This window comes from Paraburkholderia sp. GAS448 (genome assembly GCF_050435685.1).
In the GTDB taxonomy this organism is placed as follows: domain Bacteria; phylum Pseudomonadota; class Gammaproteobacteria; order Burkholderiales; family Burkholderiaceae; genus Paraburkholderia.
This window is the reverse complement of the sequence record NZ_JBNDKT010000010.1, coordinates 152,476-168,497: the sequence shown is the minus strand read 5'-3', so window position 1 is coordinate 168,497 and position 16,022 is coordinate 152,476. Positions and strand designations below refer to the sequence as shown.

Genomic DNA, 16,022 nt, shown 5'->3' with positions numbered 1-16,022 from the left:
AATGCGTCCACCATGAAAGCGACACGAATCCTGCGCCGGCCGCGCGTGCTGATCGTCGGTTGCGGCGATGTCGGCATGCGCTGCGTCGAACTTCTGCGACCGCGCGCGCACATTTTTGCCCTGACGACTCAGGCCGCGCGCTGCGCCGAACTGCGCGCCGCGGGCACCACGCCGCTCGTCGGCGATCTCGATGTACGCCGCAGCCTGAAACGCCTTGCGGGACTCGCGCCAACCGTGCTGCATCTGGCGCCGCCACAAAAGACCGGCGAAGACGACCGCCGCACCCGTGCACTGCTCGCCGCGCTCACATCGCCGCGCGTCCGGCCTGCACGCGGCGCCGTGACACCGGTAGTGCCGGTTGCGCGGTTGCGTCGTGCGCGCGCTGCATGGATGGAACGCGAACCAACCCACATTGTACCCGACGGGGATGGCCGGCTCGCCCGTTCACGCGCCCCGTTGCGCATCGTCTATGCAAGCACGACGGGCGTCTACGGCGACTGTGGCGGCGCGTGGATCGACGAAACCCGCGAGGTGCGGCCGGCCAGCGCGCGGGCGAGGCGCCGCGTGTCGGCCGAACTGCAGTTGCGGCGAGCGACGGCGCGCGGCTCGGTCGCGGCCGCCATTGCGCGGATTCCCGGGATTTACGCCGCGAACCGCTTGCCGCTCGGCAGGCTGGAAAGAGGCACGCCAGCCCTGATCGATGCGCAAGACGTCTACACGGGCCACATCCACGCCGACGATCTCGCGGCGATTCTCGTGCGTATGACGACGCATGGCCGACCGTCACGAGTCGTTCACGCGTCGGACGACACTGAACTGAAGATGGGTGAATATTTCGATGACGTCGCGGATGCTTACGGCCTTCCACGCGCGCCGCGCATCACGCGCGACGAGGCTGAGCAGCAACTCGAACCGATGCTGCTGTCGTTCATGCGCGAATCGCGACGTCTCGGCAACACGCGGATGAAGCGCGAACTGGGGGTACGTCTGCGGTATCCGACGGTCGCTGATTTTCTGAACTCGAAAAAGCCCTGGACGCGACCCGGCCCGTAAGATCAGCTTCGCCGCGAGCCTGCGACCGGTCAGGTGATGGCCGGTAGTGCTTCCAGAAGCAGGAAGCACAGAAGCGCACCGATCAGTACCCCGATGAGATTCGGGTGATATCGATGCCGCATATGCATCACCACCAGCAGACCGGCGATGACGGCTACCGCGGCACATACGAACACAATCATCGTGGTCGAAATTTCATAACCCTCATGGATGATCATGGCGCCCCTCCTTCAATCCCTTTTTAATCTTTGTTTAATTGAGTATAGAGGGAGTTGTAAGGAAGAGCATGCTGCGGCGCAGCGCCACGAGCGCCTTTTGCGGCGGGAGTGTGGGGCATATAACGCAATGCGGGTGCGATGACGCCAAAGGGGCATTGCAGTGACAGGGCACGGCGGTGTCATACCGTCCGGCCTGGGTGTTTACCCCGTGCGCAATGCGGCAAGATCCGCTTCATCGAGCCATTGCCAGGCGCCTTCGGCAAGCGTCGCAGGTAGCGCGAAGCCGCCGATCCGTTCGCGATGCAAGGCCTCCACGCGGTTGCCCGCTGCCGCGACCATCCGTTTCACCTGATGATATTTGCCTTCGAGTACCGTCAGTTCGAGGGCGTGATCGCTGCGCGCGTGCGCCGCGACCGCAGCGATCGGCTTCGGTTCGCCGTGCAACAGCACGCCGCCGCGTAACGCGTCGAGTTGCACATCGTCGAGCGGATGGCGGGTGGTCGCAAGATATACCTTGGGCACCTTGCGCTTCGGCGACGTGAAGGCGTGGACGAACTGGCCGTCGTCGGAGAGGAGCAGCAGGCCCGTCGTGTCCTGATCGAGACGGCCGACGCACTGGACACCGCGCGTCGCGAACTGCGGCGGGAGCAGATTGAAGACGCTCAGATGATGCTGTGGCTCGCGCGAGCATTCGTAGCCAGCGGGCTTGTTGAGCAGAATGTAGGCGTGCTCGCGATAGCGCCAGGCCGCACCGTCGATGACGAACGTCAGCGTCCCGGGATCGAAGTCGGCGTCGGGGTCGGTGCAGACGGATCCTTCGATCGTCACGCGACCGTCCGCAACGAGTGCGCGGCATTGGCGCCGTGAACCGAAACCCTGGGAGAAGAGAACGCGTTCGAGATTCATTGAAGAGCAGGTGAGCGGCAGGGTGAAATGCATGCGATGGACCTTGGTCCATCGCATCGCGTGCATTCTACCCGGCGTGCGGCATCAGCCGACCGGCCGCTCCCGGCTCAACGATACGAACGTCGCATCAATTCAATGCACGCCCGCACGCCGTTCGACGAAGCGCCGCACATAGTCGTCGGCTGGCTTCGTGAGGATTTCGTTCGGCGTGCCTTCCTGCACCAGGGTGCCGTCGCGCAGGATCGCAATGCGGTTGCCGATCCGCAACGCCTCGTCGAGATCGTGCGTGATGAACACGATCGTCTTGTTGAGCGTCGCCTGCAGTTGCAGCAACTGATCCTGCATTTCCGTGCGGATCAGCGGATCGAGTGCCGAGAACGCTTCGTCCATCAACAACACATCGGTATCGGCGGCCAGCGCGCGCGCGAGGCCAACGCGCTGCCGCATCCCGCCCGACAGTTCGTCGGGATAGTGCTCGCCGTAACCGTCGAGTCCGACCTTGCCGAGCCAGCTGCGCGCCTTCTCATACGCTTCGGCCTTGCTCTCGCCGCGCGTGCGCAGCGCGTAAGCGGTGTTGTCCAGCACGGTCTGATGCGGCAGCAGACCGAAGTTCTGGAACACCATGCTGATCTTGTAGCGCCGCAGTTCGCGCAGGCCGCGCGGGTCGAGTTTGATGACGTCGGAGCCGTCGATCACGATCTCGCCCGCCGTCGGTTCGATCAGCCGGTTGAAGTGCCGCACGAGCGTCGACTTGCCCGAGCCCGACAGCCCCATGATCACGTAGATCTCGCCGGAGCCGATGCTGAGACTGACGTCGTTCAGGCCGACGTTGCAGCCGGTTTGCGCCAGCACTTCGGCCTTGGATTGCCCGCTTCTCAACAGGTCGAGCACACGCGCGTGGCCGGCTTCGTGACCGAAGAGCTTGTAGACGTGTTTAACTTCTATCGCTGCCATGTCGTGCTCCTGATTACTTCGCCGCGCGGGTTTCGAGGCCGCTTTGCGTATCGCCCGCGGCGTCATCCGCGCGTTCCGTGCGACCGGTCCGATAAGGCACGCGCGAGGCTGCCTTCGCCTTGCGCTTCTGCGCGATCAGCCGGCGTTGGCGCCGATCCTGACCATAGCCCTGACTGATCCGGTCGATCACGATCGCCAGAATCACGATGGCGATACCCGCCTGCATCCCCTTGCCGACGTCGAGCGTCTGAATGCCCGCAAGCACGTCTTCACCCAGGCCGCGCGAACCGATCATCGACGCGATCACGACCATCGAAAGGGCCATCATCGTCGTCTGGTTGATACCCGCCATGATGCTCGGACGTGCGAGCGGCAATTGCACATTGACAAGCAACTGCCAGCGGGTCGTGCCGAACGCGCGCGCCGCTTCGACCACATCGGCGTCGACATAGCGGATGCCGAGATCGGTCAGACGGATGAGCGGCGGCAGCGCATAGATGATCGTCGCGAGAATCGCGGGCACCTTGCCGAGACCGAACAGCATGAGCACCGGGATCAGGTACACGAAGCTCGGCAGCGTCTGCATGATGTCGAGCACCGGCAGCAGGATGCGCCGCAGCCACGCGCTGCGCGATGTGAGAATGCCAAGCGGCACACCGAGCATCACCGACAGCACCGTCGCGACCAGCATCAGCGCGAGCGTTTGCATCAGCTTGTCCCACAGCCCGAAGCAGCCGATTGCGTAAAGCAGCAGCACGAAAAAGCCCGCGATGCCGAGACGCCGCGTCGCGTTCCAGGTGATCGCGCCGACGGCGAGCAGGATGAGCCACGCGGGCATTGCACGCAGCGCGCCTTCGAGCGGCACGAGCACATAGCGCAGCAAGGCGGTGCTGAAATCGTGAAAGCTGTCACCGTAACTGGCGACGAACGATTGCACGTGATCGTTCACCCAGTCGGCGATCGAAAGATGGAAGAAGATTGAATTCATGATGAGCCCTCCGGGGCGCGCGAACGGACGGCGGGCAGCGCCATCCGTCGACGCGCAAAGCGTCGTTACGTCGACGGATCAGGCGCCTGCCAGCGCGGCTTGCACCTTCTGTGCGACGTCGTTCGGCACCCATGCCTTCCACATCTCAGGGTGATCGCGCAGGAACTGCTTCGCCATCGTCGGACCGTCGATCTTCTTCGTCGTCATCTCGAGGATGGTCTTGTTCAGAAAGTCCATCGGGAAGCTGATTTTCGAATACGTCGTCATCAGTTCCGGCTCGGCCTGGTAGAACGGCGTCGATACGCCGACCTTCAGATGCGAGACCAGATACGACGACGCGCACTGCGAAGCGCTGTTATCCGCGCGCAGCGTCTCCCAGCACTTCTGGTCGAACGGGGGCATCTTTAGCTGCACGAATTTGTACTTCGCCATCAATGCGGCCGGCTCCCAGTAGTAGAACAGGATCGGCTTGCCGCGCTCGTACGCCGATGCAATCGCCGCGTCGAGCGCCGCGCCCGTGCCCGGGCGGAAGTCGGTGTAGGTATCGTCGAGCTTCAGCACCGTCAGCAGGCGGCGGTTCACGCGCTCGCAATCCCAGCCGGACGGACAGTTCAGGAAGCGGCCCTTGCCCGGTTCCTCATCGTCCTGAAACACGTCCTTGTACTTCGGCAGGTCGGCGACTGACGTCAGGCTCGGGGCGAGCGGCTTGATGTTGCGCTTCGCATCGCCTTTGACCACATACTCGGGTACAAACCACCCTTCATTCGTCCCGCCCGGCAGCGTGTCGCCGATCAGCTTCACGTGATTGTCGGCGACCGCTTTCGCGATGATCTCCGAGCGGCCGGTCCATTGCTCTGACCAGACCTGGAGATCGTTGCGCGACAGCGCGGTTTCGGTCGCCGCGGTGCTGCCCGGCACGCTATCGGTGGTGCAGCCGTAGCCCTTCTCCGTGATGAAGCGCAGCACTTCCGACGTGAATGAACCGCTCTCCCACGTTACGCCGGCGAAATGCACCGGCTTGCCGCTCGAACACCAACTGCCCGCATGCGCGGCAACCGGCCATATCGACGCCGTGGCGAATGCGACGCAGGCCGCGCGCATCCATGGTTTGATCTTCATGCCTGTCTCCTGTTTATGGATTTAGTTTGTTTGTGCGTTCGTCTATGCGGGACGGTTCAGGTATAGGTGCTGAGCGCTCCCCGTGTTGCTTCCAGTGCGGTCTCGTCAATCGTGAGGCCGAGGCCCGGCGCGTCGGACAGATTCAGCCAGCCCTCGCTGTCGATGTCGATCGGGTGTTTCAGCATGAAATCGCGCCGCTCGATCGACCATTCCGGCGGGTCGTACGGAAACTCGATGAACCGCGCGGACGCTGCGCCCGCCGTCAGGTGCAGGTTCGCCGCGAGACCGATGCCGTTGCCCCACGTGTGCGGCGTGAAGACCTTGCCACGGGTCTCGACGGCCTCGGCGAGCCGCCGCAGCCCTTCCATGCCGAGCGTGCACGCGACGTCCGGCTGGAACACATCAAGACATTCGCGCTCCAGCAACTCGTCGAACTCATATCGCTCGCGCGTCAGTTCGCCGCCGGCGATGCGCAGCGACGTTGCGCGGCGCAGCTTCGCATAGCCTTCGTAGTCGCCGCGATAGAGCGGCTCTTCCATCCAGTAGACGTTGTGCCTTTCCAGCTCACGGGCGACATTGAGCGCCTCGGCGAAGGTCCATGGCGCGGCGGTATCCCACGGCATGCGCCAGCCCTGGTTGCAGTCCACCATCAGTTCCAGCCGGTTGCCCACCGCCGCCCGCACGGCGGCGAGCGCGGCGAAATCTTCATCCAGGCTCGTGCGGCCGAAGCGGATCTTCAACGCCGGAAAGCCGCGCGACGCGACGTGCAGCGCCATCTTCGCCATCTCGTCCGGGTGGCGATGCACACCGCTCGACGCGTAGGCGCGCACGCGGCGGTTGCGACCGCCTGCAAGCTTCCAGCAAGGTTCGCCGCGAATCTTGCCGGCCAGATCCCACAGCGCGATATCGAGCGGCCAGGGACGGCCCGCGTGAAAACCGATGTTGTCGAGCACCGCGCTGTGCCGCGCGAGGTCGAGCGGGTCGGTGCCGATGAAGAGGTGCTGGTAGTCGGCAAAGCCGTACATCGCGTCGCCGGAGCCGATGCCGACGTGGCCGGCGTCGTCGGTCACCCGCACGATCGTCGCGGGAAATTTGCGGCGCGGCTGGCTATCCCACGACGCCGGGAAAGGCGGGTCGAGCTCCAGCTGGTGGTGCGTTACGTCGATCCGGGCGATGCGGGTTGCTTCACGACTCATTCAGATGCTCCTGAGGCGGTGCCGCAGTGCCGCAAACGGGACGGCACCATTGAAAGACAATGACTGCATCCTATTGAGAGCAAACGAGCAACTCAATCGCTTCAATTAAAGTAAATGACTGCGTGCAATTTTCGTGTAATGGTTGCCCATAATGACAATGACACCTTCAAGGAGACCGCCGGACCATGGCGCTCAATGCATGGCTGCCCAGAATCGAGGCGGGCAGTGACCCCAAATATCAGGTAATTGCACGCGCGTTCGCGCAGGCCATCCTGAACGGCCAGCTGCCGGCGGGCGAAAAACTGCCGCCGCACCGGTCGCTCGCGAGCGAACTGCACGTGACGACCGGCACGATCAGCCGCGCCTATGCCGAACTCGAACGGCAGGGGCTCGCCAACGCTCGGGTTGGCGACGGCACGTACGTCTCGCAGGCCCGTGCGCGTGAGCTGTCGTCGGGCGCATCGCAGGCCGCGGTGCGTTCCGGCATGCAGGCGGCGTCCACGCTGATCGACCTCGGTCAGAACGTGCCGCAATCGACTGAAGAAGCCGCTTCGCTGTCGGCGACGCTGCGCGATATCGCCAGTGACGAGCAGCTCACGGCGACCCTGCTGCAATACGCGCCCGAGGCCGGTTCGATGCGGCATCGTCTGGCCGGGGCGGCGTGGCTCGCGCGGGCGGGCGCGCCGGCGAGCGCGACGCGTGTGCTTGTCACGCAGGGCGCGCAGCACGCGCTGGCGTCGGTGCTGCGCGCCGTCGCGCGGCCCGGCGACACGGTGCTCGCCGAAGCCGTCAGCTATCCAGGCATCATCGCGCTCGCGCGGCAGTTGCGGCTGCATCTGGTCGGCGTCGAGATCGACCATGAAGGGCTCGTCCCGGCCGCGCTCGAACTCGCATGCAAGTCGCTGCACCCGCGCGCCGTCTTCTGCCTGCCGACGATCCACAACCCGACCACGGCGACGATGTCGACTGAGCGGCGCGACGCGGTCGCGCAGATCCTGCAGCGCCACGGTGTGCTGCTGATCGAAGACCTCGTGCCGGCGATGCTGATGGACGTGCCGCCCGAACCGCTGTCGGTGCGTTTGCCAGAGCAGTCATTCCTGATTGCGGGGCTCTCGAAGTCGGTGGCGCCGGGTTTGCGCGTCGGCTATCTGCAGGCGCCGAGCGCGTGGTGCTCGAAGATCGCCGCGGTGATTCGCAGCGACTGCTGGATGACCGCGCCGTTGATGGCGGAGGTCGTCTCCCGCTGGATCGAAAACGGCGAGATGGAGCGGCTGAACGGGCTGCAACGCGCGCATATCGAGTCGCAGCATGAAATCGCGCGCGAGGTGCTGGCGGACGTGCCGTACCGGCACGCGGACGCAAGCTCGCATCTGTGGCTGCCCCTGCCGGAGCCCTGGCGGGCGACCGAATTTGCGGCCGCACTGCGTCAGGAAGGCGTGCTCGTCAAAACCGCCGACAGCTTCGTGATCGGCCGCAACGCCGCGCCTCACGCGATCCGCATCTGCATGACCGGGGCGTCGTCGAGGGCCGCGCTGACAAGAGCCCTGACGATCATTCGTACCACCCTCGAGCATGGGCTGGAAAGCGGCATGGCTTCTTCGTACGCGCCCTGATCTTGCCCACTGGACGTACGTGACCGTTGAATGTTCCGGCGACGCACACGATGCGAGCGGAACATCGCGGCGAATAACTGAGCAAAAACCGGAGCGCCACGGCTGACCGATGCGGTGACGATGACTTCATCGTCTCAGGAGGTCACCCGATGCCATCCGCACACCTGCGTTCACAGTTCCGCTCGTGGTTCCGCTTTAGCACTCAACTGCCGGCCGCGTTTCAGCGGCTTGCGTGGTCCAACCTGGTTGCCCAGTCCGCCGAGCAGATCAGTCTCGCGGCCGCACCGCTCGTCGCCGTTTTTGCACTCCACGCGAGTGCGCGCGATGCCGGTTTCCTGCAAACGGCGCAGACGCTGCCGTTCCTGCTGCTATCGATACCGCTGGGCGTCTGGGCCGACCGTCGCTCGCGCCGCACGCTGATGACGGTTGCCGAGGGTGTGCGGGTGGCGGCGATGCTTGGCGTGCTGCTGCTCGTGGCGACGCATGCGCTGTCGCTGCCGTCGCTTGCGATGCTGGGGTTTCTCGCGGCGACCGGCACGGTCGCGTACGGCGTCGCGGCACCTGCACTTGTGCCATCGCTGGTGCCGCGCGAACTTCTGCCCGCTGCCAACGGACGCATCGAACTGGCGCGCAGCGTCGCCTACTCGGCGGGGCCGGCGCTCGGCGGACTGCTGGTGGGCTGGATCGGCGCGGGCTGGGCGTACGGCTGTGCAGCCGCGTTGTCGGCGCTGGCGGTTGTCCTGCTCGCCGGCGTGCGCGAAGCGCCTCGTGCGGTTGCCGGTCAGCGCCGGTTTCTCCCCGAATTGCGCGAAGGCACGCGCTTCGTGCTGGGTGACGCGTTGCTGCGGCCGATGCTCGCTACCGCCGTCTTCTTCAATATCGGCTTCTTCATCTTGCAGGCTGTCTACGTGCCGTATGCCGTGCATCGTCTGGGGCTCTCCGCCTCGGCGGTGGGCGTGACACTTGGCGCTTACGGTGCCGGCATGGTGTGCGGCGCGCTCGCTGCGCCTTCGATCGCGCGTCGCCTCACATTCGGCCGCTTGCTGACAATCGGGCCGTTCTGCGGACTGCTCGCGTCGCTGGTGATGGCCGCGACGATTCTTGTGCCGTCGTTCTGGCTCGCGCTCGTGAGCTTCTTCCTGCTGGGTGCCGGTCCGATCCTGTGGGTGGTGGGTTCGACGACGCTGCGTCAGGCGATCACGCCCGCCGGCATGATAGGGCGCGTGTCCGCGATCAACAGCACCGCGACGTTCGGCGCACGGCCGCTGGGCGCGCTGCTGGGCGCGCTGATCAGCGGGCATCTGGGGATGGATGCCTGTCTCATCGCCGCCGCCTGCGGGTTCGCCGTGCAGGCGTGGATCATCGTGATGTCGCCGGCCGCGCGTCTTGCCGAAATTCCCGACGGCGTCGGCGCGCTGTAGCAGATTCGTTCTCTAGCAGGCTCATCCTGTGACATGCAATCCATGCCGTATAACCTTGAGCCTGCGCTGTGACCGTGCGTGACGTGAATGTCTCCATGCACAGGAAGCGAGCTTATTGACCGCTCTGGGCCTTCGCGGCCTGATCGATCACTGCCGCCACTTCGGCCGCGTGCGACACCGGCGCCAGATGGCTCGACGGCACCTTCACGATCGTCGCCCCGATTCGCTGCGCCATCCATTGCTGCGTTTCCGGTGCAACGGCGCGATCGTTCGTCGTCAATACGTACCACGAAGGTTTCGTTTTCCACGCCGCCTGCGAAACCGGTTCGCTGAACGCCTTCGCGGCGATCGGCTGTTCGGCTGCGGAGAGCACGCGGGTCAGCGTTTGCGGCACGTCGGCGGCAAAGTCGCTGTGATAGGCAGTCGGGTCGAACCACAGAAAACCGCCGTCATCGGGTTTCATGGCGGCGCCCGCGGGTGCTGACGGCCCATGTTTGAGCGGATCCGCCGTCGATTCACCGACATCCGGCGCAATCGCCGCCACGTACACGAGGCCGACGACATTGGGTGCGTCCGCGCCCGCTTCGGTAATCACGGTGCCGCCCCACGAATGACCGACGAGGATCGTCGGACCGGTTTGCCGGGCCAGCACGCGCCGGGTGGCGGCGACGTCGTCGGCGAGCGATGTCAGCGGGTTTTGCACCGCGCTCACGTGATAGCCCTTTTTCTGCAGCAGATCGATGACGGGATTCCAGCTCGAACCGTCGACGAATGCGCCGTGGACGAGCACGACATTGCGCACGGGACCGGAGGATGCAGGTTGCGGCGCGGGTGGCGCGGCCGTCTGCGCGCCTGCAGCGGCGGCGAGCAGGGAGAAACCGAGGAGGGCGGCGCGGATCAGGTGTTTTAGCGACATGGTTTCCCCACTAGCAGGACCTGGAATGCCGACCTTACCGAACCGCGAGCAGTGTGACAACCGGTATCTGCGTGGTATCTCGCCGGCATCGACTGCGATGCCGGGCGCGGGTGACTGCGTCCGGCGCGTTGCCCCCGGGGCGGAGGGGCCGACGGGGTAAAATTGCGGGTTTCGCCGGGCCAGGCAAGGCGCCTGTTCCGGTGATCGACATCCATACCAGCGGGGCGCAAGACCTTGAATAGTCCACAGCAGCACGACGGCCTGAAGCGAGGCCTGAAAAACCGTCATATCCAGTTGATCGCGCTGGGCGGCGCGATCGGCACCGGCCTCTTTCTCGGCTCGGCCAGCGTGTTGAAGGCGGCCGGCCCGTCGATGATTCTCGGCTATGCGATCGGTGGCTTCATCGCGTTCCTGATCATGCGGCAGCTCGGCGAGATGGTCGCTCAGGAGCCCGTCGCCGGCTCGTTCAGCCATTTTGCGTACAAATACTGGGGCGATTTTCCGGGCTTTCTGTCGGGCTGGAATTACTGGGTGCTGTACGTGCTCGTCAGCATGGCAGAGCTGACCGCGGTGGGGACCTACGTGCACTACTGGTGGCCGGGCGTGCCGACGTGGGTGTCGGCGCTGGTGTGCTTTGTCGGCATCAACGCGATCAATCTTGCCAACGTGAAGGCGTACGGCGAAACCGAGTTCTGGTTCGCGATCGTCAAGGTGGCGGCGGTGATCGGCATGATCCTGTTCGGCGGCTATCTGCTGGTGAGCGGTCATGGCGGCCCGCAGGCGTCGATCACCAACCTCTGGCGCGACGGCGGCTTCTTTCCGCATGGTTTCCACGGCCTCTTCATGATGCTCGCCGTGATCATGTTCTCGTTCGGCGGTCTGGAACTGATCGGTATCACCGCAGCGGAAGCCGACGACCCGCAGAGGAGCATCCCCAAGGCCGTGAATCAGGTGATCTACCGGATCCTGATTTTCTACATCTGCTCGCTGGCCGTGCTGCTGTCGCTGTATCCGTGGAATCAGGTGGCGTCGGGCGGCAGTCCCTTCGTGATGATCTTCTCGCAGATCGGCGCGGGACTCACTGCGGATGTGCTCAACGTGGTCGTGCTGACGGCGGCGCTGTCGGTGTACAACAGCGGCGTCTATGCGAATAGCCGCATGCTCTACGGCCTCGCGGAACAGGGCAATGCGCCGCGTGCGCTCCTGAAGGTCGACCGGCGCGGTGTGCCTTATATGGCCATCGGGCTGTCCGCCCTCGCGACTTTCACCTGCGTGATCGTCAACTATCTGATTCCCGCCGAAGCGCTTGGCATGCTGATGGCGCTGGTTGTGGCGGCGCTGGTGATCAACTGGGCGCTGATCAGCCTGACGCATCTCAGGTCGCGCAAGGCGATGATCGAGGAAGGGCAGACGCTCGTCTTCAAGTCGCTCTGGTACCCAGTCAGCAACTGGATCTGCCTCACGTTCATGGCGATGATCCTCGTGATTCTCGTGCTGACGCCGGGGCTCTCCGTATCGGTATGGCTCGTGCCGGTATGGCTGCTCGTCATGTGGGCCGGCTACGTGACGAAGCGCCGGTCGGCGGCGAAGCTCGCGCGCGCGGGCTGAGCGCGCGGAAATTGCTGCAATGCCCCGCAATAGCGGGGTGCCCGCCGTCAGCAAATCCAGCAGCGACTTTGACCGCGAAAGTCTCGCCGTATGCGAACTCGCACGCAAGGACGTGCAGGACAGGTTCGAGTCGAGGTACGGCTACGATCCCGGCGTGCCGGTGAACGGGTCCGCGTATGAAGCAGGCCGGAAATGCGAAGTGGGAGAGAGTGATGCGGAACTCGCTGGTTGTGCTTCGAAATCAACGAGTTATTGACGACTGGTGCCCAGGGCCGGACTCGAACCGGCACGCCTTGCGGCGGGGGATTTTGAGTCCCCTGCGTCTACCTGTTTCACCACCTGGGCATGCTGCTGTGGTTTGCTGCTATGTTCTTGCTGCGCGCAACAGGATTGCGCGCGACGGGAGACGCAGATTATGGCCGAAAACGCGATCCCGGGCAAGTTCGCAGGCTGGACCGCGCGTCGGATGCAGACGGCGTCAAACCGTCCGCGAAAAGCGCGCCAGCGTCTCCTGGCCGAGATAACGGTCGAATACCATCGCGATATTACGCACGAGCATCCGGCCGGCGGGCTGCACATCGAGGCGCCGGCTGCCGATCGCTACCAGTCCGTCCGCCTCGAAACTGCGCAGGCGTTCGAGTTCCGTTGCGAACGTGTCGCTGAAGCGGATGCCGTAAGTCGCCTCGAACTCGTCGAAACGGAGTTCCAGATTGCACATCAGTTGCGTGATGACCTCGCGGCGCAGACGGTCGTCGGTGGTCAGGCACACGCCTCGCGTAATCGCCGGCTTGCCCGCATCGATCGCGGCCGCATACCCGGAGAGATCCTTCGCGTTTTGCGCGTACACGTCGCCGACCTTGCCGATCGAGGACGCCCCGAAGCCGATCAGATCGCATTGCGCACGCGTGCTGTAACCCTGAAAGTTTCGATGCAGCGTACGCTGCGCCTGCGCGCGGGCGAGTTCGTCGCTGGGCAGGGCAAAGTGGTCCATGCCGATGTAGACATAACCCGCGCTCGTCAGGCGTTCCACGACCAGACGCAGGATCGCGAGCCGCACGGCCGGCGATGGCAGCGTTGCAGGATTCATCTGCCGCTGCATCTTGAAGAGCTGCGGCATGTGCGCATAGCCGAACACCGACAGGCGGTCGGGTGCGAGCGCGAGCATCATGTCGAGCGTGCGGCCGAAGCTGTCGACGGTCTGATACGGCAGACCGTAGATCAGATCGACGCCGATCGAGTGAAAGCCCGTCGCGCGCGCCGCACGCATCACGGTCGCGGTCATTTCGAGCGGCTGGATACGGTTGATCGCATGTTGCACGAGCGGATTGAAATCCTGCACCCCGAGACTCAGCCGGTTGAAGCCGAGGTTGCGCAGATGCACGATGGTTTGCGCCGACGCCTCGCGCGGGTCGACCTCGATCGAATATTCGCCGTCGGCGTCCGGAGCAAGATGGAAGTGCTCTCGCGTGGCCGCCATCAGTTCGGCCATTTCGTCGTGTGACAGAAACGTCGGCGTGCCGCCACCCCAGTGCAGTTGCGACACCGGACGCGTGGTGTCGAACAAGGCTGCCTGCAAGCCAAGCTCGCGCTTCAGCCTGTCGAGATACGGCCGCGCGTGCGCCCGGTTCTTTGTCGCGACCTTGTTGCAGCCGCAATAAAAGCAGACGGTGTCGCAAAAGGGAATATGGAAGTACAGGGAGAGATCGGTGCCGGATGCGCCAGGGTCGGCGGCGGCGCGGGTGTAGTCCGCGAAATCGAAGTCTTCCCGGAACTGAAGAGCCGTTGGATAGGACGTATACCGTGGACCGTTTGCGTTGTACTTCGCAAGCAGGTCGGGGCGGAAAAGGGTATCGGCGGCGGTCATGTAGGGCTCGTTGTCTGACGCCACGCGACAGGCTGGATGCCGCCCCTGCCGCGTGCTTCGCGACAAAGACAGCGCCGGTGCCTTGTGGGCGTGGCCTTCGATCGATCCAGTGTATGTGACCGGTTACGTCTGACATTGTGTAAAAAGGTCGCACGCGCGGCGATGGCACAATGCGGGTCGGGCGTGTTGCTGTGCCTTTGGATCTTTGCCGTCACTGGTTTGAGGTTTCGCATTTCAGGAATTTGTGTGGTGATTGCCGTTTCTCCGTCTCATGCGCTCGACCATGCGTGCCGCCCCGACTGTGGCGCGTGCTGCATTGCGCCTTCGATTACGAGCCCGATTCCGGGTATGCCGCAAGGCAAGCCAGCGGGTGTGCGCTGTGTGCAGCTCGGTGACGATTGGCGCTGCGCGATTTTCGGCAGGCCCGAGCGGCCTGCCTGCTGTTCGGGCCTGCAACCGCAGCCGGAAATGTGCGGTACGACGCGCGTTGAAGCGTTGGCGTGGCTCACGAAGCTCGAGTCGGACACGCAGCCCGCGGCGGTGTGGCGATAAGCGGCGCTGAACGCGTGTGTTCACCACAATTCATCGGCATCGATCGTGGGATCGATCCGGATTCGAAAGGAGGTTCGCATGACTCAAACCGCTGCGCCCGCGCGGCGCCGGTTCCTGTTTGCGGCGTGCGCGATGGCGGGCGCCACGGTATCGCTCGCGGCCTGTGCCACGTCGATCTTTCCGTTCATCCCCGATCACTACACGTTCTCGCAGCAGCAGGTGCAGGAGGCCGTGCAGCGCAAGTTTCCGTATCAGCGCACGGTGTCCCAGGTGTTCGATGTCGCGCTCACGAATCCGGTCGTCGGTTTTCTGCCGGATAGCAACCGCGTGTCTGTTCGACTCGATGCGCGTTTCGCGAGCCCGTTCATGCCGCAGCCCGTGAACGGCGTATTCACGCTGTCCAGCCAGCTGGCCTACGACGCCGCTACGCGCGCCGTGGTCCTCCGGCAGCCGAGCGTCGATAACGTCGCGGTCAGCGGCGAAGCGCAGGCCTACACGCAGCAGATCAACGCGGCCGCCGGCCTGCTCGCGACGCAGCTTCTGACCAACTACCCGATCTACACGTTTAAGCCTGAGCAGCTGCAATTTGCCGGCGTGAACTACGAACCCGGTACAATCACCATCCTTACAAACGGCATACGCGTGCAGATCGTCGAAAAATGACGGCCGCGCGACCGTCGGGTCGCGCGCCTCCAGTGTGGCCCGATTCGAACACCCTCTGCGACAAGGGCCACGGATGGACTGGATACTGATCTGCAAGGCGCTGATTCTTGGCGTCGTCGAAGGTTTGACCGAGTTTTTGCCGGTGTCGAGCACCGGACACCTGATCGTCGCGGGCAGCCTGCTCAATTTCAACAACGCGCACGAGAAGACATTCGACGTCGTCATTCAACTCGGCGCGATTCTCGCGGTGTGCTGGGAGTTCCGGCGCAAGATCGGCAGCGTTGTGGCGGGTCTGCCCACGCAGCCGGTCGCGCGGCGCTTCACGATGAATGTGATCATCGCGACCATTCCTGCCGTCGTGCTTGGGCTGCTGCTGGAAAGGACGATCAAGGCGGCGCTGTTTTCGCCCGTGCCGGTGGCGCTGGCGCTCGTGACCGGCGGCGTCATCATCCTGTGGGTTGAAGGCCGTCAGCGCGACAGGCGGGCAGCGCCGCGCGTGTTGTCGATCGATGACCTCAGTCCGCTCGATGCATTGAAGGTCGGCCTTGCGCAATGCCTTGCGCTGATTCCGGGCATGTCGCGCTCGGGCTCGACGATCATCGGCGGCATGCTGTTTGGCCTCGAACGGCGCGTCGCAACCGAGTTCTCGTTCTTCCTGGCGATTCCGATCATCTTCGGCGCGACGCTCTACGAGATGGTCAAGAGCTGGCACACGCTGGCTACGGACGCGCTGGGCATCTTTGCGGTGGGGCTCGTTGCCGCGTTCGTGAGCGCGTTTGCCTGTGTGCGCTGGCTGTTGCGCTACATCGCCGCCCACGATTTCACTGTGTTTGCGTGGTACCGGATCGGCTTCGGTTTGCTGATTCTGCTCGTCGGGTATAGCGATGAGTTGAGCTGGGCGGATTGATGGCGAAAGCAGCCTGAGTGCCGCCTGAGCGTTACGGCGCTGGA

Annotated in this window: 16 protein-coding genes and 1 tRNA gene; 8 read left to right on the top strand and 9 right to left on the bottom strand. The window is 64.3% G+C overall.

Annotated elements, in window-relative coordinates; genetic code table 11:
- The first annotated feature begins 12 nt into the window (after positions 1-12).
- Positions 13-1,053 carry an NAD-dependent epimerase/dehydratase family protein gene (locus tag P3T23_RS20090; protein WP_429317883.1) on the top strand — a complete coding sequence of 347 codons (1,041 nt, stop codon included), beginning with the start codon at positions 13-15 and terminating at the stop codon, positions 1,051-1,053.
- A 29-nt stretch (positions 1,054-1,082) separates the two neighbouring features.
- Here P3T23_RS20090 and P3T23_RS20085 read toward each other — a convergent pair whose 3' ends face one another.
- The 6 genes from P3T23_RS20085 to P3T23_RS20060 all read right to left on the bottom strand — a co-directional run bounded on the left by P3T23_RS20085 (position 1,083) and on the right by P3T23_RS20060 (position 6,434).
- The gene (locus P3T23_RS20085; RefSeq protein ID WP_429317882.1) at positions 1,083-1,271 is read right to left on the bottom strand and encodes a hypothetical protein; all 189 of its coding nucleotides are present in this window, start codon (positions 1,269-1,271) and stop codon (positions 1,083-1,085) included.
- Between the two features lie 201 nt (positions 1,272-1,472).
- Complete coding sequence (locus tag P3T23_RS20080; protein ID WP_429317971.1) at positions 1,473-2,177, bottom strand: pseudouridine synthase; 705 nt, start codon at positions 2,175-2,177, stop codon at positions 1,473-1,475.
- 132 nt (positions 2,178-2,309) lie between these two features.
- The gene (locus P3T23_RS20075; RefSeq protein WP_429317881.1) at positions 2,310-3,131 is read right to left on the bottom strand and encodes a quaternary amine ABC transporter ATP-binding protein; all 822 of its coding nucleotides are present in this window, start codon (positions 3,129-3,131) and stop codon (positions 2,310-2,312) included.
- Positions 3,132-3,144: 13 nt separating this feature from the next.
- Positions 3,145-4,119: an ABC transporter permease gene (locus P3T23_RS20070; RefSeq protein ID WP_429317880.1), complete on the bottom strand. Its 975-nt coding sequence runs from the start codon at positions 4,117-4,119 to the stop codon at positions 3,145-3,147.
- Positions 4,120-4,197: 78 nt separating this feature from the next.
- Positions 4,198-5,238 carry an ABC transporter substrate-binding protein gene (locus tag P3T23_RS20065; protein WP_429317879.1) on the bottom strand — a complete coding sequence of 347 codons (1,041 nt, stop codon included), beginning with the start codon at positions 5,236-5,238 and terminating at the stop codon, positions 4,198-4,200.
- 56 nt (positions 5,239-5,294) lie between these two features.
- Complete coding sequence (locus P3T23_RS20060) at positions 5,295-6,434, bottom strand: mandelate racemase/muconate lactonizing enzyme family protein (RefSeq protein ID WP_429317878.1); 1,140 nt, start codon at positions 6,432-6,434, stop codon at positions 5,295-5,297.
- A gap of 185 nt (positions 6,435-6,619) precedes the next feature.
- Between P3T23_RS20060 and P3T23_RS20055 the strand changes: the two genes are divergently transcribed.
- Together P3T23_RS20055 and P3T23_RS20050 are read left to right on the top strand one after the other, a co-directional pair.
- Entirely contained in the window at positions 6,620-8,047 is a 1,428-nt protein-coding gene (locus P3T23_RS20055) for a PLP-dependent aminotransferase family protein (RefSeq protein WP_429317877.1), read from the top strand.
- 149 nt (positions 8,048-8,196) lie between these two features.
- A complete protein-coding gene (locus P3T23_RS20050) occupies positions 8,197-9,468 on the top strand; it encodes an MFS transporter (RefSeq protein WP_429317876.1) in 1,272 nt (423 codons plus the stop codon).
- 112 nt (positions 9,469-9,580) lie between these two features.
- On the opposite strand, the gene P3T23_RS20045 is transcribed toward P3T23_RS20050, so the two are convergent.
- Entirely contained in the window at positions 9,581-10,384 is an 804-nt protein-coding gene (locus P3T23_RS20045) for an alpha/beta fold hydrolase (RefSeq protein WP_429317875.1), read from the bottom strand.
- A gap of 234 nt (positions 10,385-10,618) precedes the next feature.
- Here P3T23_RS20045 and P3T23_RS20040 point away from each other — a divergent pair, with 234 nt between their 5' ends.
- Both P3T23_RS20040 and P3T23_RS20035 read left to right on the top strand, forming a co-directional pair.
- Positions 10,619-11,992: an amino acid permease gene (locus P3T23_RS20040; RefSeq protein WP_429317874.1), complete on the top strand. Its 1,374-nt coding sequence runs from the start codon at positions 10,619-10,621 to the stop codon at positions 11,990-11,992.
- 19 nt (positions 11,993-12,011) lie between these two features.
- Complete coding sequence (locus tag P3T23_RS20035) at positions 12,012-12,248, top strand: hypothetical protein (protein WP_429317873.1); 237 nt, start codon at positions 12,012-12,014, stop codon at positions 12,246-12,248.
- Positions 12,249-12,252: 4 nt separating this feature from the next.
- On the opposite strand, the gene P3T23_RS20030 is transcribed toward P3T23_RS20035, so the two are convergent.
- Positions 12,253-12,337 (bottom strand) — tRNA-Leu (locus P3T23_RS20030).
- A gap of 133 nt (positions 12,338-12,470) precedes the next feature.
- A complete protein-coding gene (hemN, locus tag P3T23_RS20025) occupies positions 12,471-13,856 on the bottom strand; it encodes an oxygen-independent coproporphyrinogen III oxidase (protein ID WP_429317872.1) in 1,386 nt (461 codons plus the stop codon).
- A gap of 249 nt (positions 13,857-14,105) precedes the next feature.
- Between hemN and P3T23_RS20020 the strand changes: the two genes are divergently transcribed.
- From P3T23_RS20020 to P3T23_RS20010, 3 genes are all read left to right on the top strand, one after another.
- On the top strand, positions 14,106-14,408 hold the full coding sequence (locus P3T23_RS20020) for a YkgJ family cysteine cluster protein (RefSeq protein WP_429317871.1): 303 nt from the start codon (positions 14,106-14,108) through the stop codon (positions 14,406-14,408).
- 78 nt (positions 14,409-14,486) lie between these two features.
- Positions 14,487-15,071, top strand: coding sequence for a DUF1439 domain-containing protein (locus P3T23_RS20015; RefSeq protein ID WP_429317870.1), 585 nt, complete (start codon positions 14,487-14,489; stop codon positions 15,069-15,071).
- Positions 15,072-15,144: 73 nt separating this feature from the next.
- Positions 15,145-15,978: an undecaprenyl-diphosphate phosphatase gene (locus P3T23_RS20010; RefSeq protein ID WP_429317869.1), complete on the top strand. Its 834-nt coding sequence runs from the start codon at positions 15,145-15,147 to the stop codon at positions 15,976-15,978.
- Positions 15,979-16,022 lie beyond the last annotated feature (44 nt).